General features: G+C 49.2%; 15 protein-coding genes. 12 read left to right on the forward strand and 3 right to left on the reverse strand.

Translation table 11 applies throughout. The annotated features are described in order from the left end of the window. Positions 1-23: 23 nt before the first annotated feature. From ACO05Z_RS00360 to ACO05Z_RS00400, 9 genes are all read left to right on the forward strand, one after another. Positions 24-806, forward strand: coding sequence for a substrate-binding periplasmic protein (locus ACO05Z_RS00360; protein WP_421899227.1), 783 nt, complete (start codon positions 24-26; stop codon positions 804-806). Positions 807-1,150: 344 nt separating this feature from the next. Next, on the forward strand, positions 1,151-1,342 hold the full coding sequence (locus ACO05Z_RS00365) for a ferredoxin (RefSeq protein ID WP_421899229.1): 192 nt from the start codon (positions 1,151-1,153) through the stop codon (positions 1,340-1,342). A 164-nt stretch (positions 1,343-1,506) separates the two neighbouring features. Continuing rightward, the gene (locus ACO05Z_RS00370; RefSeq protein ID WP_421899231.1) at positions 1,507-3,600 is read left to right on the forward strand and encodes a methyl-accepting chemotaxis protein; all 2,094 of its coding nucleotides are present in this window, start codon (positions 1,507-1,509) and stop codon (positions 3,598-3,600) included. Between the two features lie 342 nt (positions 3,601-3,942). Continuing rightward, entirely contained in the window at positions 3,943-5,139 is a 1,197-nt protein-coding gene (locus ACO05Z_RS00375) for a hypothetical protein (protein ID WP_421899233.1), read from the forward strand. A 13-nt stretch (positions 5,140-5,152) separates the two neighbouring features. Further along, a complete protein-coding gene (locus ACO05Z_RS00380; protein ID WP_421899235.1) occupies positions 5,153-5,317 on the forward strand; it encodes a hypothetical protein in 165 nt (54 codons plus the stop codon). Between the two features lie 26 nt (positions 5,318-5,343). Beyond that, positions 5,344-5,781, forward strand: a complete 438-nt coding sequence (gene fliJ, locus ACO05Z_RS00385) for a flagellar export protein FliJ (protein ID WP_421899237.1) — start codon at positions 5,344-5,346, stop codon at positions 5,779-5,781. Then, positions 5,705-6,394 (forward strand): MotE family protein, encoded by a 690-nt coding sequence (locus tag ACO05Z_RS00390; protein ID WP_421899239.1) that lies wholly within the window; start codon positions 5,705-5,707, stop codon positions 6,392-6,394. Before fliJ ends, ACO05Z_RS00390 begins: the two co-directional genes overlap by 77 nt. A gap of 10 nt (positions 6,395-6,404) precedes the next feature. Further along, on the forward strand, positions 6,405-7,220 hold the full coding sequence (gene truA / locus ACO05Z_RS00395; protein WP_421899241.1) for a tRNA pseudouridine(38-40) synthase TruA: 816 nt from the start codon (positions 6,405-6,407) through the stop codon (positions 7,218-7,220). Continuing rightward, the gene (locus ACO05Z_RS00400) at positions 7,156-8,946 is read left to right on the forward strand and encodes a hypothetical protein (protein WP_421899243.1); all 1,791 of its coding nucleotides are present in this window, start codon (positions 7,156-7,158) and stop codon (positions 8,944-8,946) included. The genes truA and ACO05Z_RS00400 overlap by 65 nt, the downstream gene beginning before the upstream one ends. On the opposite strand, the gene ACO05Z_RS00405 is transcribed toward ACO05Z_RS00400, so the two are convergent. Both ACO05Z_RS00405 and ACO05Z_RS00410 read right to left on the reverse strand, forming a co-directional pair. Beyond that, positions 8,947-10,908 (reverse strand): FapA family protein, encoded by a 1,962-nt coding sequence (locus tag ACO05Z_RS00405; RefSeq protein WP_421899245.1) that lies wholly within the window; start codon positions 10,906-10,908, stop codon positions 8,947-8,949. A gap of 132 nt (positions 10,909-11,040) precedes the next feature. After that, on the reverse strand, positions 11,041-12,285 hold the full coding sequence (locus tag ACO05Z_RS00410) for a BPL-N domain-containing protein (RefSeq protein WP_421899247.1): 1,245 nt from the start codon (positions 12,283-12,285) through the stop codon (positions 11,041-11,043). Positions 12,286-12,516: 231 nt separating this feature from the next. Between ACO05Z_RS00410 and ACO05Z_RS00415 the strand changes: the two genes are divergently transcribed. The 3 genes from ACO05Z_RS00415 (at position 12,517) to purN (ending at position 17,858) form a co-directional block, all read left to right on the forward strand. Next, entirely contained in the window at positions 12,517-15,171 is a 2,655-nt protein-coding gene (locus ACO05Z_RS00415; RefSeq protein WP_421899249.1) for a valine--tRNA ligase, read from the forward strand. Between the two features lie 269 nt (positions 15,172-15,440). Next, positions 15,441-16,955 carry a uroporphyrinogen-III C-methyltransferase gene (gene cobA, locus ACO05Z_RS00420; protein ID WP_421899251.1) on the forward strand — a complete coding sequence of 505 codons (1,515 nt, stop codon included), beginning with the start codon at positions 15,441-15,443 and terminating at the stop codon, positions 16,953-16,955. A 228-nt stretch (positions 16,956-17,183) separates the two neighbouring features. Beyond that, positions 17,184-17,858, forward strand: a complete 675-nt coding sequence (gene purN / locus ACO05Z_RS00425; RefSeq protein ID WP_421899253.1) for a phosphoribosylglycinamide formyltransferase — start codon at positions 17,184-17,186, stop codon at positions 17,856-17,858. 41 nt (positions 17,859-17,899) lie between these two features. Here purN and ACO05Z_RS00430 read toward each other — a convergent pair whose 3' ends face one another. Beyond that, on the reverse strand, positions 17,900-18,808 hold the full coding sequence (locus tag ACO05Z_RS00430; RefSeq protein ID WP_421899255.1) for a phosphotransferase: 909 nt from the start codon (positions 18,806-18,808) through the stop codon (positions 17,900-17,902). Positions 18,809-18,819: the final 11 nt, after the last annotated feature.

Below are 18,819 nucleotides of genomic sequence, written 5' to 3' on the forward strand. Positions count from 1 at the left end.
TTACTCGAATCAGGAATAGGATAATGAGAATAGCCCCGATTTTATTTACATGGAAATATTGGGTTCTGCTGTGCATAGGAGGGGCTTTGTTGCTGGCATGTGCGGGAAAGCCTGCTTTCGCCAGGGAAGTCGTGACAGTTGCGACAGGAGAGTGGGCACCGTATGTCTCCGCCCAAAAAGGCGGGAACGGTATGAGCTTCGATATTGTTTCTGCTGCAATGAAAAGAGCGGGGCTAACTGCAGAGTATGAATTTTACCCATGGAAAAGGGCCTTGTTGACTTTGGAAAACGGGAAGGCCATGGCGTCATTCCCTTGGGTGAAGAGGCCGGAACGAGAGGAATTTGCCCTGTATTCTGATCCGCTGCACAGTCGGACAGTGAGATTGTTTTACTCCAAAAATTTTTATCCGGAAGGACTGATTGCAAGCAACATTGAGGAATTAAAGAAATACAGGATAGGTGTTGCGCGTGGGTACGCTCAGCTTGAGCAGTATCGCAAGATGGGGCTAAATACTGTTGAAGTGCCTGATAACGCGATGGGTATGCAGAAGCTGGTGCGTGGTCACATTGATTTTATGAGTGAGAGCTATGTTGTTGGTAATGTTCTGATTAGAAATTTATTCCCGGATCAAGAGGAGTTATTCAGCTCTATTCCTGCCCCTGTGGGTGCAGAAAGATTGTATTTACTTTTTACAAAGAAAAATATTGAAAGTGGTGAACTTCTGAGAAAGTTTAATCAAGGCTTACAAAGTATCAGGGATGATGGAACTTTTGAAATGATAGTAAAACAATATGGGTTATATTGATCTTTTGTTAGAGAACACAGTTGTGGGTGAATATGTCCTTAATAGGTAATTTACGGCAATTGAGTATGAGGTTGGAGATGTGTGGACGCGCATAAGTCCGGAGCTAGTCGTAGTGCTCTTTGCAAAGAATATTGGTGGAGCTGATGAGCTTATGGTTAAGTTGAACAGCGGGTTGGCAAAGATCCGGGAAAATGGTGTATATGATAAGATTTTAGGCAAGCATAACTAGCAATCGTTCTGCAAAGTTAGATACAAGTAAAAGCTTGCATTAAAGATACTCTTTGTGTTTAAGTTGTTTTCAAAATAAGGGTATTTGTTCTTATCCAAAGTTTTGGAGGCATATTATGGCTAAAAAGGTAGTGATTGATCAGGATGAGTGTATTGGTTGCGAAACCTGTGTTGAGCTTTGCCCGGAAGTCTTTGCTCTTGATTCAGATGGAGAAAAGGCGGAAGTAATCAAAGAGGATGCAGTTGAGCTAGAGTGTGTTATTGAATCAATTGATACGTGTCCGGTTGAATGTATTGCTATTGAATAAACTGTGTTTCAGATAAGTGTTTTTGTTAAGGCGCCTTTACGGGCGCTTTTTTTTGGGGGCGCAAAGCGCATCTTTTTTTAGATTAATTGGACAAATATGATATATTATGTTTAGTTTATATATTAGATTTGTCTGTTCAGAATCTTTTAAAAAAGGGTGTGTAGATGAAGATAAGAACAAGAATGATTCTGGCTATTGTCTTGCCGATGATAATTTCGGTGGCAGTTGTAATGTTTACTGTTTCTATGCAGTTCGACAGTACTGCTGAAGATTCCTACAGGAAAACTGCCAGTCAGGAATTGAAACTGATTAACAACTATATTGCCGAAATTTTGAAGAAGGCTGAAAACGTAAGCCGTTTTGTAGCTGGACTGGATGAGACTAAGAGCGCCATGGGCAGGTGGACCAAATATTTCGAGCTTGATGGTTCCAGCAAACCAGCCCAGTATGCAACAGATGAAACTGAGATTATGGTCAATCGCCTTGCCAACAACCTGATGAAGGCCAACCCTGCATTTGCGTACGTGTATCTTGGTTTTGAAGATGGCGGCTATACTCAGGACGGCACAGATACCCTGAAAAATGATTATGACCCTCGCAAGCGCCCTTGGTATAAACAGGGAAAGAATTCTCCTAATGAATCGACCCTTCTTTCTGCATACATGACCACCGAGGGATTCCCCAATATCGGTATGGTTACCAAGATCAAAGACAAGAGCGGGAGCTTTATAGGTGTTTCTGCTGTAGATATTTCTTTGGGCGATCTGACCAAGATTATCAACAATCTTAAAATTGGCGAAACGGGTTTTGTTGTGCTGGTTCAGGGCGATGGAACTATTCTGGCCGATCCCAAGACACTGGATAACAATTTTAAAAAGATTGATGAAGTTGATAATGCTGCCTTGAAAACAGCTTATTACTCCAAAACCGACTGGATTGAATCCTTGGAGTTTAATGGAGCCAAGTTTTCTGCTGAAGTCCATCGGTCAAAAGAGACTGGCTGGAGCATGATCGCATTTATTCCCCACGCAGAGATTTATGCTGCTTCTAAAGAGGCTAACCTGACCATGCTCACAATTGCTGCTGTGGCTGCAATTGTTTTTGGTCTGCTGGGAGCCTTTCTGGTCAACTCCAGACTTGTCCGGCCTATCCATGCCATGGGTGAGTTTGCCAAGCAGATTGCCAGCGGCAATTATAAGGCAAAGCCCGAAGACGTATCCTATAAAGCTGAACTTCGCGACCTGCTTGATAATCTGCAGTCCATGACCGGGGAATTGGTTGAGACTATTTCCCTTGCTGATGAAAAGACCCGTGAGGCTGAAGAGAAGACCTTGCAGGCTGAAGATGCCTTGGCTGAAGCTGAAGAGGCTACCCGCAAGGCTGAAACTGCCAAGCGCGACGGTATGATGCAGGCAGCCGGACAGCTTGAAGAGATTGTTGAGCGTATCTCATCTTCATCCACCGAGCTTTCTGCAAACATTGAAGAGTCGAGAGGCGGTTCGGAGATGCAGCGTGAGCGTGCTGCGGAAAATGCCACGGCAATGGAAGAGATGAACGCGACTGTATTGGAAGTTGCCGCAAATGCCTCCAAAAGTTCTGAAGAGGCTGAGCGAGCCAGAAAAGAAGCCGTTCACGGTTCTGAAATTGTAGACAAGGTTGTGACTGCAGTCAGCAACCTCAAGGCTGAGTCAGAAAAGCTGGGCTCTGAAATGGGACAGCTTGGTGAGAAGGCCGAATCTATCAGCAGTGTTATGAGCGTGATTACCGACATTGCGGACCAGACCAACCTGCTGGCCTTGAACGCAGCGATTGAGGCGGCACGGGCCGGGGAAGCGGGGCGCGGTTTTGCCGTTGTTGCCGATGAAGTCCGTAAGCTGGCGGAAAAAACCGTGAGTGCTACTTCTGAGGTTGGTGAAGCCATCGGCTCTATTCAGCAGTCCTCCAGAAATTCAATCAATACCATGACTGAGACAAGTGAGATGGTCGATTCTACGACCACTTTGGTTAATGAAGCCGGGGGAGCGCTGAAGTCTATCCTCGATATTATTGAACTGGTTGCGGAGCAGGTCCGGTCCATTGCTACTGCAGCAGAACAGCAGAGTGCAGCTTCTGAAGAAATCAATATGTCTACTTCTGAAATCAACCGCATTGCGGATGAAAACTTCAACGCTATGGAACAGTCTGCAGACGCCATGGCTAATCTGGCTGAACTCTCCAACATGCTCAATAATTTGATTGAAGAATTGAAAAGATCATAGCAAACATCGATTCTTAGTCAGAAATAAGGCTGGAGTGGCTCGTTATCCACTCCGGCCTTTTTGTTGCTGACGAATTATGGACAGTTGATCTTTTTAATTTGGGCTGGCAAATCCAGCTGCAACACATACTCATTGTAAATTACGTATGAACTTACAAAGGGTATTTATTTTGCTTATCCAAAATAAGACCGTTATGTGTGCTCAACAGTGTAACGGTGCAGGCTCCCGCCAAAACGCCGAGCTTGCCAAGATGTGGATTAGTGAATAAATAGAGAGTACCGAAATCAGCTAAAAACCCATCGCAACAAGATGGGAAGGTGAATAAAATATATGAAATTTATTATGGGTTCGAAATTACTTCGGACATTATTTCGTGCGGTTGCCGTAGCCATGGTTGTCATGGTTCCTTTACTTTTCATGGCAGCTGAGGGTGAATGCTCTTTTGGGGATAAAGATAAAGACAAAAAAGTAACTCTCCCTAAGCAGGTTGATGCAGGGCTTGATTACTTGTTTGATTTTATGGCCGGTAGCGGTGCAAATTTTGACGCTGCCCAAATTACTGGCCTGATCAAATATGTGGATGATACACCGGCAACCGATAAAATTATCAAGCTGCCTAAACGTGATTCCGCCAATGGTGCGGCCATGTGGATGCATGTTGATGCCGGTCTGAAGAGAATCCTTGAGTATACCTACAATCCGGAGATTCCCAACTACGCCATTTATCCTTCTGTAATCAGGGTAAGCGGTTGGTCTCCTGACAGTCAGTTTTATACTGAAAAGGCCCAGCCTTGGAAATTTCTTGATGACTGCTCTACCCCCAGAGTCTGGCGGGGTAAGGAATTTGAGGTTAACACACCGGATTCCTTTGGTGGTGCTTATTACCGTTATGACCTGAACCGTCTGCTGGTGCTCTTGAAGTATGAAGACCGGGATGTTTTTCTTTCCGTTTCCAAGCAAATGGATAAGTCCAGTGTGGGCATGAAAGGGCTGGTTGTAGATGACAATCAGTGGAATTATTTCTACAGCGGTATTCCCGGCCTGACCTCCGGCGGCATGGGCTGGATGGATACTTTTATGTACGATTCCATGTCCGTGAACCTTTATATTCAGGATAAGGATAATCCCGATCAGACTGTCAGCTATCTGTTCAAGTGGCTGCGTGCCGGATGGGCTGGACTGAATGTGGTTCGTCCCAAGCACATTTTTGAAGGCAGCCAGCGCTTCGGACGTGCTTTTACTGCCCTGATGGAATCCAATGACCTCCCAGAACCGGAAGTGTTTGCTGAAAAGGTCCGGGAGATTGAAGCTCTGCCCGAACAGGAGCTTGATCATTATATTTCCGAGTATTCAAAGCAGATTGAACATATTGCAGCCGAGCATCCTGTTTTGTCCGATAAATTCCCTGAAGTGTACGAGAACGGCAAGTATGCCGATAAGTTCACCCGTGAAGAGCGCATCGGCGTTCTGGTTAAGGAATACGTCAAGCAGGCCATGGGCAAACAGTGTTTGATCTACGAAAAGGTCGTATCCAACTAGCAGCGAGGTATCCATGCTCTATTCTGAAAACGAAGCCAAATTCAAATACTGTCCCTATCTGATGACCAGTGATGACAAAATGAAGTTTTGTCAGGGAACCATGTGCATGATGTGGCGGTTCGCTGACGGCGATAAAGGATATTGCGGACTGGCCGGAAAGCCGGAAGAACAGAAATAATCTTCACGATGATCGAATCATAAAATATGCCCAAGCCTTTTGTATTCAAGCTTGAAAAGGTTCTGGAGTTCAGGGAACAGGCGGAAGAGCAGGCTCGGCTTGCTCTTGCGGAAGCCCTGCGTCTGCATCAGGAGCAAAAGAAAAAGCTTTGGGCTGTTGAAGAACAGATCGTTGCCCACCAGAAAAAGAAATATGACAATCTTTCAGCTAATGATATGTGGCTCTGGCAGCAGTATGACGTAGCTCTGAAAGAAGATTTGCGCGCTGCCCAGCTTCGCTTGAAGCAGTTGGCCCTTAACTTGCAAAAATGTCGTGCAGAAGCTGTTAAAAAGTCAAAAGATCGTAAACTGCTCGAAAAGCTAAAAGAAAATCAGGCGAAGAAATATCATGAAGAAGAAAGTCTCAAAGAACAAAAAGAGTACGACGAAATGGCAACGATTCGCTTCAAACCTGAAAATTTCTAAGATACTTTTCTGCCTGATTTTTTTGGCACTTTTCAAGCTTTCCCTGATTGGGTCGCTGGGCTTTGACCTTACTGATCACCACGAGGAAGTTAAAGAGGTTGTGGAGGCTGTTGTGGAAAGCAGCAATGTGGTTCGCAGCGTTGTTACTCCCCCGCAGGCCATTGCTGCCGAAGCTGAAGCAAAGGACAAAGCTAAGCCCGCACCTAAGACGGCTGCCAAGCCCTCCAATATGCCCGAAGCAGATTGGAAAGCGCTCAAGGCCAAGGAAGATGAACTGGCCCGCAAGGAGCGCTCTCTGCGCACTCTCGAAAAGAATCTGGACAAGAAGTTGGCCGAGCTGAATGACCTTGAAAAGCGACTCAAGAAGATGATCGCTGATGCTGATGTGCTCAAGGACAAGAAAATCAAGCATCTGGTTGGCGTATATACAGCTATGAAGGCCAAGCAGGCCGCACAGGTCATCGAATCCCTTGATACCGATCTCGCCGTCAAGATTTTGTCAGGTATGCGCGGCCGCAGTGCCGGGGCTATTCTCGGCTATGTTAGCCCGAAGAAAGCAGCCAAGCTTTCAGAAGAACTGACCAAATTGCAGACACCTCTTGAAGATAAGTAATTACTGAAAATTGCAAAGAATCAAACTCACCATAGCCTACGATGGCACCAATTTTTGCGGCTGGCAGCTGCAGCCCAAATTGCGCACTGTTCAGGGAGATCTGGAAAAGGCCATAGCCCGTGTTACCAAAACTTCGGTGCGGGTGCACGGTTCCGGTCGTACTGATAGTGGCGTGCATGCTCTGGGGCAGGTTGCCCATTTTGATGTGCCGGATAATTTTGCTGCTGTGAAATGGCAGCGGGCTTTAAACTCCCTCCTTCCTGACGACGTTACCATTCTGGAGGCGGAGCTTGTTTCTTCCGAATTTCATTCCCGTTACTGCGCAGTCCGTAAAACTTACACCTACACCTTATGGCTGGAAAACAGCTTTTTCCTGCCGTGGCGCAGGCATTATGTCTGGAAATGCGGCCCTCTTGATTTTTCTGCTCTTGATCAGGGCATGCAATCTTTTTTGGGCGAACATGATTTTTCCTCCTTCCAGAATACCGGGACTGATATCAAGTCCACCGTGCGCACGATCCATGAATTTAAACGTTACCCCGGGCAGACCGAACAGGAGATAGTTCTGGAAGTCTGCGGTTCCGGATTCCTCAAGCAGATGGTTCGCAATATGGTTGGCTGCCTTGTCCGCATAGGGCGGGGTAAAGCCGAACCCGAAACTGTCCGATCATTATTACAGATGAAGGATAGAACTGCGGCTCCGGCTACAGCTCCTGCGCAGGGGTTGTGTATGGCCGGTGTCTACTATGGAGAAACGGGTTGTGGCGGATCAACTGACACTGGACGGAACCAAGCTCAGGATAGCGGAATCAACGGAGAAGTCTGATTCCCTGCAGCAGGTCTTCCCGGGATCATACTGGGAGGATCGCTTCAACCGTGCCGCACTGAAAACCAAGTACGAACTCACCGCACCTTCAGTGGCAATGGACGTCCAGTCCAAGGTCAAATCCTTAAGCGAAACCCTTGCTTCATTTCGTTGGCCCGATCAGGGATTTGCTCTTAGTAGCGGACGGCTCGTGGTCAATGATCCTTTTCTAAACAATAATATTACTTCCTCCCTGACTCATAAAGACGATTATCAGCGTTATTACCGCTACTATTCTCGTGGGTTTATCGGTGAAGCTGAAACATCCCTTGATGCCGGGACATACAAGTTTAATATGGCTTTGGGCTCGTCATCAAAAGGAATTGAGGTGGAAGTCACTGATAGAATGACCAATGATGAACTGCTGGAAGCGGTTCGTGATGCGGTCAATGACAGCTCCTTGCCTGTGCAGGCACACATTTTCAAACAGAATGCTATCGGGGCCAACCCTGATGATCTCATGGGTACCGGCTCGGCTCTCGCGTTTTCTGTGAACACCGCTTACGTGGTCACTGCAGAAAACAAGGGTGAGAGTACGCAAGATCTTGCTGCAGCCAACAAGCTTTCCTTCAGTGATACCAGTGGGCACTTGATTTCCAACTTGGATCTTTACGCCACCCAAGAGCCCATCGGTCCGGCAAAAGAGGGGCTATACAATCTTTCCAACGCGGTTGCCGGAGGGCCTTCGCAATTCCTGAGCAAGGCATTTGATGTCAATGCTGACACAACCCTGACCGCCGGGGATCATACCATTGATTACACCATCGGTGCTGAGTCCGGTACTATCAATCTCCATGTTGACGCAGATGATGACTGGGACACGGTGCTGACCCGCATTGCCAATGCAGCATCATCAACCTCGGACAAGATTGATGCCGAAGTCGTTGATGCCAAGCTGGTTTCGCCTGTGTATACCGGGGACGATTACTACCTTATTGATGGCAAGGCGGTGAGTATTACCGCAGTTAATCCCAAGATCGGGGAACGGCTGGAGCTGGAACCCGGTTCCGGGCTGGATGTGCTGGGGCTGAATGTAACTGCTCATCCGGGAGATGATGCCCAGATGACCGTTAACGGTTTTACCGAGGTCCGTGCGCCCGGAGAATTTGCCTTGGATCGGGGCAGGGTCACAGTTGAGCTTGAAAACGGCTTTGGCGGCAGCCTGCCGCTGCGGGTTGTGGATGCGGTCACTGAGATGGAAAAGAATGTCGGGCTGATTACCGACGGATACAATGACTTGCGTAAGGCAATCCTGCCTGCCGAGGACCTTTTCAGGGAAGGGTTTGCCGACCTTTGGCGTGATCCGGTTTCTGATAATGAGATTGATCTGGAATGGATCGGGCTGAAGGAGGCCGAAGAGGATAAGCTGCTCTGGTTTGATTCCGATGCTTTTTACGATGCATTGCTGGCAGACCCGGATAAGGTCCGCGAACTTCTGGAGGACGAGGAAGACGGTCTGTTCACCCGCTGGCAGGATGTAAATGATGATATCATTGAAAACAAGGTCAGCTCTTACCTTATTCCGGAAACATCCTTGCCCGGCCCCTGGCTGCCGGAGCCTTCACCGCGTACGGAATTGGAGTTGGAGGTAAAGCGTGAATTGGTCGATACTTTTGAAGACAGCTTTGATTTCGATCTTGACGATCCTGCTGATGATAACGGACGGCTTGTTTCTACCAAGGGCTGATTAAAACTTGGCAGCGATTATGGTCCGCTCTTCAGCATCAAAGCGGAACTTCATTCGCGCAGTGGCCTTCTTGATCTGTACGGTCTTGCCGCCGATCTTGATTTCTACACCGGGATGTACTTTTCGGTGGACCCGGATGGATAGTTTTTCAAGGGATTTGTAATAGTCGTTAAGTTCCGTGGAAAGCTGTTTGCGGATTTCCTTCAGCTTAATTTTGATGCGTCCGCGCATCATGAGAATTTTTTTCATCTGTTCCTGCTTGGCCGCAGGGGTGGATTTGAGGATGGAGTCATTGTCGCCCTGACCGATGGCGGAATTGATTTTCAGCAGCCGTTCCCGCAAGTCATCTCTTTCTTTAATAAGCTTGGTATTAATTGTTTGCTTGGCGGTGATGCCGACAACAGTTTTTACTCCGATTTCAGAGCCTATTTCGTTGGCTTCGATGCTGACATCCGAAGTAACAACACCGCCTTGAATGATGCCTTTGCCGCCCAGCGCACTGACCGGTCCTTTACAACGGATAAGGCAGTTGCTCATTTCATGGGCTACAATGATTTCATCTCCGCACTCAATTCGCGCATTGGAGGCGAATTGTGCGGTAATTATTCCATCGGCTTTTAGTGTTCCCTTGTTGGACATGACCAAGCCGCCCTTGACTTCAATGTCACCTCCGGCACTGACGGTGGCTCCTTCTATGGAGTCTTTGACCACCACGTGTGCCGGTGCTTCCACCGTAAATCCTTCCCGGATGGAACCGTTTACATGAACAGAGCCTTTTTCAAGTTTGATGTTTCCGGTGGAGTAATCAACGTCCCCTTTAGTTTCCAGAACATCCTTGACCGCTAGGGTGTTATCCTGAAAATGAACGATTCCAATGGATGTGGCCTTATAGGTAATGCCGTCCGGCATGGGAGCAACATGGGCCCCGGTTTTGATCTCAAGGGGATTGCCGCCGGGAGGAGGTGTTAATCTGCCATAGACGTCTTCACCAGCCTTGCCTTCAACAGGAGGATGGATCTTGCCGATGATGTCTCCGGGGCTGACCATGGGGTGAACTCCACGTTCCTTGAAATCTACACGGTCATCCTCTCCGGTGGTGCCGATGGAGCTGGAAGCACCGTCTTCGCGGGCGTATTCAAAAAAACCGTCCCGTCCGGGAACCGGTTCAGTTCCGGTTACAATTATGGCTTCCTGTGCTGCACCTGTCTCCCGGGCTTTCTTTATGGCCGTCTGGCCTGCAACATGTTGCAGCGGACGGGAAATATCCATTGCTTGGAGGGCCGGCTCAATTCCGCTTAAGTCATACCTGAGGCTGAAACAATCATGGGGATAAAGTTTGGTGGAGACCTTCATCATATCCGCTGAGACTTTGATGAGCGGTTCAACCATTACCAGATGATCATTAATTTTAACCAGTCCGTAGGTGTCTGAAATCAGTTTTCCGCTTTCCGGGTCAAGAGTGCAGTTGCGGTCTTCTGCATCAGCTAGAGAGAGTGGCTTGGGGGTATGGGTGTCTTCTGCAGGAATTTCATCCCCGTCAAGGTTTTTGCCGGGTGAGGCAGGGACAGGTTTGCTGAGTTTTCCGAATTCCATTCCCGGCAGAACCGGGAAGTTAAGGTCGGCATCAGTGATAATCTGGCCGTCTTCAGCGTTTTGGGGATATTGGGCCCTTACAAGGGCAACGTTAATTATGCTTTTTCCTTCTCCTGCCCGCTTAAGGGCGAACATGGCTCCTTCGTGATCCAGTTCCCCGCTGATTCCGGAACGTTTCAGCTCAGCCTGCATCAGCTCCAGGGAGAGTTTTCTCCCGCTGCCTTCGGCAGGTGTATAGGAAGCAATAAAGGCCGCCATTTTGTCAGCGGTAACCTTGAATTCCAGCACAGCATCACGGCTTTCAATAGACGTATCATCCCGCTTGTTGCGAAGGTCTGCTCCCCGTGCAGAAGTCGCTTGGTCAGTCATTGATCATATTACCCGTGTTTTTAGCGTATGCCGTTAAACCGGAATTGGAAAAATACTAATCTGCAAATTAACCTTATTATAGATTTTGCTAATGTTCAAATACTACTGGTATATACTTCATCGGCGTTTTTTCTATTTTGCTTTATGCATTACCCAGACAAGCTCTTCCAGTATGGAAAGCAGTTTTGCGTAGATCCCGCCTGCTCCGGGAGGAGGTCCGAACAAACCATTACGTTGTTCCCGCAAGGCTTTTGGGAAAATTGAATGCGGCTCAAGAGTGCGCATGGTCATGGCGAAACGTTCTGCAAGAAGGTATCCGGTAACTCCTTCTTCAAAGATGGACATGTATTTCATGAATTCACCTTTGCATGAATTCCACATTTCAATGGATGCATCATTGGGCTCCAGTGAAGTTACTTTGCAGATGAGTGCATAAAGGCTGTTTAATGCTGCTCCGGGAATGCCGCGCCTCCAGCCCAGTAACCATGGATTACGCCAGAAGAGCAGGAAGTGTCCCTGTCCAGTGGCGATAATCTGTTCCAGTGATTTTCGCACGGAAACAAGGTCCGGGTCTTCCCAGTTAGTGGGAGTGTCAGCCAGTTCCCATGCCGGGAGAGTGGGGCGGTCTTGGGTTTTCTGACCTAACATGCGGTCAATGATATGTGAAAGCCACTGGTTGGCCTCTGCTGATGCCGGGGTTTCAAGATGGGGATAGCTTAAAATGAAATTACCTTTGCCGGTCTTGCCGCAGACAACTGCCGGACGGTCGTGGAGAAATTCCGGGAGCAGGGAGATACCGTACATATTGCGCCAGTCATTGAGGGTTCCCTCAGGCAGCGAACTGATACACAGGTCGGCTACCCAGAAGTCATTGCCCGGTTCGCGGTAGCGGCCCAGTGCAGTGGTGGAGTCTTCTTTGTTGGGGGAAAACTGCCCCGGCCACCAGACCGGAATCAGGGCGCTTTCACCGAGACTGTCCGGAACCAGCGGGTTGGACTGGTCCAGCTTTACGTTGATGTGTCCACTTAAAAAATGGTGCAGCCTGTTTTCAAAACCCTTGCGTTGCCAACAGCTTAAACATAAGCCTCCGGCACCGGAAAGGCCCAGTCCTGCTCCGCCGCAAAAACCTAGGTAGTTGCCGCCTTCACCTACATATTTCTGGATTTCAAGGATGCCCGGTCCGCCGAGGTGCATGGCCTTGCCCTTGGCCCATCCGCCGGGGACGATTAGTGCAGCTGGAGGCTTGCCTGAAAGCAGTCCTTGCGCTATTTGATGCCCACGCACAAGTTCGTGGTCGATGTTCCATGCTTCAAGGGCTCTTTTGACCAGCAGCCCCCAGATGTGGGAGTCGTCCCATAATATATAGATACTTGACATGTTCGTGTCTCTTTATAAGTGTGTGTAGCGCAAGTTGACGAGGCGAGTGCTTTTGCTTTTAACCCCTGTCCCGTAAATACACGGAAATTATGGGCAGGCAAAGCACATCTTTTTTAAAAAATATTATTATGAAACCAACTTAGCAGCTAATACGCAACGGGAAACCGATTAATGGTGACCCGCTACGTACTTTTTTTGCTTAAGAATTTATATTTGAACAGGAGTCCATACATGGCGGAATCAAACCTCCCCAAAGGTTACGAACCTTGGGATGTAGAAAAAAAGTGGCTTGACCACTGGGAAGAGAACAAGACTTTCACACCCGATCCCGAAGCTGACGGCGATCCTTACTCCATCGTCATTCCGCCGCCGAACGTCACCGGTGTGCTGCACATGGGCCATGCCCTGAACATCACCCTGCAGGATATCCTCTGCCGTTACCAGCGTCAGCAGGGCAAGAACGTCCTCTGGGTTCCCGGCACCGACCATGCAGGTATCGCTACCCAGAACGTTGTTGAGCGCCAGCTCAAGACCGAAGGCAAAACCCGTGACGACCTCGGCCGTGAGAAATTCATCGAGCGCGTCTGGGAATGGAAGGAAGAAAAGGGCGGTCACATCCTCAAGCAGATCCGCCGTATGGGCGCATCCGTTGACTGGGACCGTGAATGCTTCACCTTTGACGAGCAGCGCGCCAAGGCTGTTCGCAAGGTTTTCGTACAGCTTTACGAAGAAGGCCTGATCTACAAAGGCAACTACATCATCAACTGGTGTAACCGTTGCCACACCGCTCTTGCTGACGACGAAGTAGAACACTCTCCCAAACCGGGCCATTTCTACAACATCAAATACAAGCTTTCCGACGGTTCCGGCGAACTGATCATCGCCACCACCCGTCCTGAAACCATGCTCGGCGATACCGCAATCTGCGTTAACCCCGAAGATGACCGCTTCAAGCACCTCATCGGCAAGACCGCGATCCTGCCCATCGTAGGCCGCGAACTGCCCATCATCGGTGATTCCTACGTAGACATGGAATTCGGTACCGGTGCCCTGAAAGTTACCCCGGCTCACGACATGAATGACTGGGAACTGGGCCGTAAGCACAACCTCGAAGTTCTTTCCGTTTTCGACGAAGACGGCAACATCAATGAAAATGCTCCTGAAAAATATCAGGGCATGTTCAAAGACGATCTTCGTAAGGTAATCGTTGAGGACCTCAAAGCTGAAGGCTACCTCATCTCCATCGACGACCACGAACACTCTGTCGGTGAATGTTACCGCTGTAAGTCCGTCATCGAACCTCATGTTTCCGAACAGTGGTTTGTAGCCATGAAGCCTCTGGCTGAAAAAGCCCGGGCAGCTGTTCCTTCCGAGACCAAGATTTTCCCCTCCAACTGGGAAAAGGTCTACTACGAGTGGCTGGACAACATCCGCGACTGGTGTATTTCCCGTCAGATCTGGTGGGGACACCGTATCCCGGCATGGACCTGTGAAGAGTGCGGCGAACTCATTGTTGCCAATGAAGATCCCACCAAGTGCACCAAGTGCTCCTCTTCCAAGCTCGTTCAGGAAGAAGACGTTCTGGATACCTGGTTCTCTTCCGCTCTTTGGCCTTTCTCCACTCTGGGCTGGCCTGAAGAGACTCCGGAACTGGCCAAGTACTACCCCACATCTGTGTTGATTACCGGATTTGACATCCTGTTCTTCTGGGTCGCACGCATGATGATGATGGGTATCCACTTCCAGGATCAGATTCCTTTCCATCATGTTTACATTCACGCTTTGGTGCGTGATGAACACGGCAAGAAGATGTCCAAGTCCACCGGTAACGTAATCGATCCGCTGGAAATGTCCGACAAGTACGGTACTGACGCCCTGCGTTTTACCCTTACTTCTTTTGCCGCCATGGGCCGCGATATCAAGCTTTCCGAACAGCGTATTGAAGGCTACCGCCACTTTGTGAACAAGATTTGGAACTCCGCACGTTTCGCACTCATGAACCTCGACGGCAAGAAGCCCGAAGCGTCCCTCGAAGATGCATCCGGCCTTGCCAATGAGTGGATTCTGCACCGCCTTGAAGAAGTAAAGGACACCATGCGTGAAGCAGTGGAAGCCTATCGCTTCAATGAAGTGGCCCAGACCATGTACAAGTTCATCTGGAACGAGTTCTGCGACTGGTACCTTGAAATGATCAAGCCGGACCTCTACAGTGATGACGAGTCCCGCAAAGGCGCAACCCTGAAGGTTCTCTGGACTGTTCTCTCCGAGACCATGGTTTTGCTGCATCCGGTAATGCCTTTCGTAACTCAGGAAGTATGGTCCGTACTTCCCGGTATTGAAAACGGCGACATCGCAACCGAAGCATACCCCGAAAAGCGTGACAACTGCCGCAACGCTGCAGCTGTCGAGCAGATGGAACTCTTTCAGGGTATTGTTTCCGCTGTGCGTAACATCCGTACCGAACTGCTCATCGCTCCTTCCAAGAAGCTGGAGCTTATCGTACGTACCGCCAACGAAGAAACCACCGCACTGATCAACGACAACGCAGAGCTGATTAAAGCTCTGGCCCGTCTGGACAGCGTAACCGCAGGTGCGGACGCAGAAGGTCCCAGCGCATCTGGTACTGCTGTTGTACAGGGTAACGAACTCTTCGTGCCGCTGGCAGGCGCAGTTGACTTCGAGTCCGAGCTTGCCCGTCTGGACAAGGAATTCGTCAAGCTGGACAAAGATCTCGTAATGATCGAAAAGAAACTCTCCAACAAAGGTTTTGTCAGCAACGCTCCCGCGGCAGTTGTTGAAAAAGAAAAAGCCAAGCTGGAAGAGATTAACGATAAGAAAGCTAAGCTGACCGAGCTGAAAGACAGACTCGTTAGCGTAATGGAATAAGATTATTCATGGGAGGCCTTCGGCGACCTTGCCGGGGGCCTTAAACCCTTTTGGAAAAGGGTTTAAGAATCCCAAAACTTTTTATTAGGGCTTCGCCGTCTTTTTATTCGAAGGCCGCTTTAATGCGTTAAATGCGATAGCCTATTAAAAGTTTTTGAAGAGTCCAGAGAGACTTTTTCCAAAAAGTTTCTTTGGTCGCCGGAGGCGAAATCAATTCGTCAAAAGCGTGAAACGCATCAAAAATGCTTTTAACTAGAGAGGGTGGATATATGGGTTTGGTATACTTGATTGGTGCGGGTCCCGGTGATCCCGGTTTGCTGACTGTTAAAGCTAAAGAAGTGCTGGAAACCGCAGATGTGCTTATCTACGACTACCTGGCAAACATCGAATTTCTGAACTACTGCAAAGCTGATTGCGAAATCCTTTATGTAGGTAAAAAAGGCGGCGACCACACCCTGCCGCAGGATAAGATCAACGAACTCATCGTTGAGAAAGCGCAGGAAGGCAAAGTTATCGCCCGTCTTAAAGGTGGCGATCCTTATGTATTCGGTCGTGGCGGCGAAGAAGCTGAAGAACTGGTCGAAGCCGGAATCGACTTTGAAGTCATCCCCGGTATCACTGCCGGTGTTGCCGCTCCCGCTTACGCTGGTATTCCGGTAACTCACCGCGATTTCACCACCTCCGTATGCTTCATCACCGGACACGAAGATCCTACCAAGGAAAAGTCCGGCCACAACTGGGCTGTGTACGCTAAATCCACCAGCACTCTCGTTTTCTACATGGGCGTCAAGAACCTGCCCATGATCGCGGAAAACCTGATCAAGAATGGTCGCGATCCTGAGACCCCTGTTGCTCTCGTTCGCTGGGGAACCCGTTGCAACCAGCAGTCTTTTGTCTCCACCCTTGAAAACGTTGCTGAGGAAGCAAAAGAGCGCAAGTTCAAGGCTCCCTCCATCATCGTTGTCGGCGGTGTCTGCTCCCTGCATGACAAACTGGCATGGTTTGAGAAGAAGCCCCTGCTCGGTAAAGGCGTTGTGGTTACCCGTGCCCGTGAACAGGCCAGCGGCCTTGTTTCCACTCTCGGTAAGCTCGGTGCCTGTGTGCATGAGTTCCCGACCATCAACATTGAGCCTGTAGCTGACTACTCCGACGTTCAGGCTGAGATTAAATCCCTGTCCAGCTGGGATTGGCTGATCTTCACTTCCGTGAACGGTGTAAAATATTTCTTCAAGCAGATGGACGAAGCTGGTTTCGATGCCCGCGCATTTGCCGGAATCGAAATTGCCGCCATCGGCCCCGCAACTGCTGATGCTCTGGTCGAACGCGGCATCCGTCCCGACTTCGTGCCCGAGAAGTACGTTGCTGAATCCGTTGTTGCCGGACTGCTCGAAAAGGGCATCAAAGGCAAGAAAGTGCTCATCCCGCGCGCTAAGATTGCTCGCGAAGTGCTGCCCGAAGAGCTGCGCAAGGCTGGGGCAGAAGTTAAGATTCTGCCCGTCTACGAGACCGGACTTTCCGAAAACGATCCCGGCCCCATCGCTGAGGCCCTTGAAGCTGGCAAGATTGATTACCTGACCTTCACCAGCTCCAGCACTGTTGAGAACTTCTTCAACCTCATTGAGCCGGAAGTTTTCCACAAATACAAAGACAGCGTGAAAATCGCCTGCATCGGGCCTATCACCGCCAAGACCCTCGAAGGGTTCGGTTATGAGCCGGATATCCAGCCCGAAGATTACACTATACCCGCACTGGTAGATGTTCTGGTGCAGGAAGTTTCCGAGTAATTACCAAAAGGAGGACCTACGCGGTCCTCCTTTTTTATTTGCCTCTCCTTCCCCAGACCCCATCCCCTCTTCCCAAAAGACGTTTTAGTTATGCTTCGCTGGGGGATAACGGCAATATGAATTAAAATTTGTACGATTAATTATATAAATCGGCGAAGCCCCGATAAAAGTTTTTGAAGAGTCCAGAGAAACTTTTTTCAAAAAGTTTCTCTGGACTCCGGAGGGAAAATGAGTCTTCCTATTGCAGTTCTTATTTCTGGTGGCGGATCGAATTTACAATCCATTATTGAGAAGATGGAAGACAACATCCTTGATGTGGACATCAGGATGGTGCTTTCCAATAAAGCTGATGCCTACGGCCTGAAACGGGCCGAGGCTTACGGTATTCCCACTGCGGCTTTGAGCCATAAGGATTTCGCTTCCCGTGAGGAATTTGATGCCGAGATGGTACGTATTCTTAAAGATGCCGGAGTCGAAGCTGTGGTCATGGCTGGCTTCATGCGCATCATTACTCCGGTCTTCCTGAATGCCTTTCCCGGAAAGATTATCAATATCCATCCGGCAATTCTACCCAGCTTTCCCGGTGTGGACGGGCAGGGTGATGCTGCAAAATACGGCGTGCAGCTGGCTGGATGTACCGTACATTTTGTGGATGAAAAAATGGATCACGGAGCTGTGATTATTCAGGCTGCGGTCCCTGCTTATCCCGGCGAAGATGAAGATGAGCTGCGTAAGCGTATTCTTAAGCAGGAACACCGTATCCTGCCGCAGGCCACCCAGTGGCTGGCAAAGGGGCGCCTCTCCATGGAGGACCGTTTTGTGAAGCTGGCAGAAGAGGATGTGGAGCTGGCGGAGCGGGACGGAATGAGTCTGGTTAATCCGCCATTAGAAAAAGGTTTCTAAAAAAAAGCCTGTTTGCAGATGCAAACAGGCTTTTTAAATACCTATCCCATCACTGCCAATAGCAATTCCATAAATTCCAACTCCATCTCAATCATCTCGTGATCTTTTTTGCGCAGCCACTCGGAAAGCCATGCAAAGCGTAAGGAGGGAATGTAGGCGGGTAGTGATTCGTAACTGTCGTCGCTGATGTCGGTATTGTCGTATAGGCCGTCCATGAAAGCGGGGATCAGACCTTCGCCCAGTGCACCGGGATTTTCAAAGGCCACGCAGCCGATCATGTTGGCGACATCGTAAATTTCAGGACGCATACCGGAAAATTCCCAGTCGATTACCGCGCCGATCTTCTTACCTTTCCAGAGAACATTCAGGGGATGGAAATCACCGTGGCAGAATGCTTTGGGTAGCTTCGAGAACTCTTCCATCTTTGGGAAGAGTCGTGCGCAGATCGGCTCCAATCGTTTGTATACGGTTGGCTCCTGATCTTTGACTGTCTCGGCCAGTTCACGTGCATAGTTGATTAAGGCAAAGGACTGGTCCTGTCCCTTCATTTCTTTGCTCTTGGTGTGCTCGCGTAGTTGGGTGATGAATTTCGCCAGTTCTGTGCCTCTCTCGGCATCAAAGACATATTCCGGGCGTGGCAGTTCGTCTGATTCATAAAAAGGCGAGAGCTGCCAAGGGAAGCCCATTACCTCGGCAATGACCTGCCCGTCCTTGGTCTCCTGATAGGGCAGCAGCCAGTCCATGCCTGATTCCTGCAAGGTCAGCAGGTTTTCAGCAATGGCAGTGCGTGTCTCCACCTGCGTCCCGGCAATGCGTTCCATGAGCCAGAGGTGGTTCTCACTGTCTTCAATTACGGAGCGCGAAACTGCACGTTCCGCACTGCCAGGAATATTCTTATCGTTATGGCGTTCAAGGGTAGTCAGGCCCCATGGTGCAAGAGCATCAATCACAGCACATCCTA

It is taken from the genome of Maridesulfovibrio sp. (genome assembly GCF_965230075.1).
In the GTDB taxonomy this organism is placed as follows: Bacteria; Desulfobacterota; Desulfovibrionia; order Desulfovibrionales; family Desulfovibrionaceae; genus Maridesulfovibrio.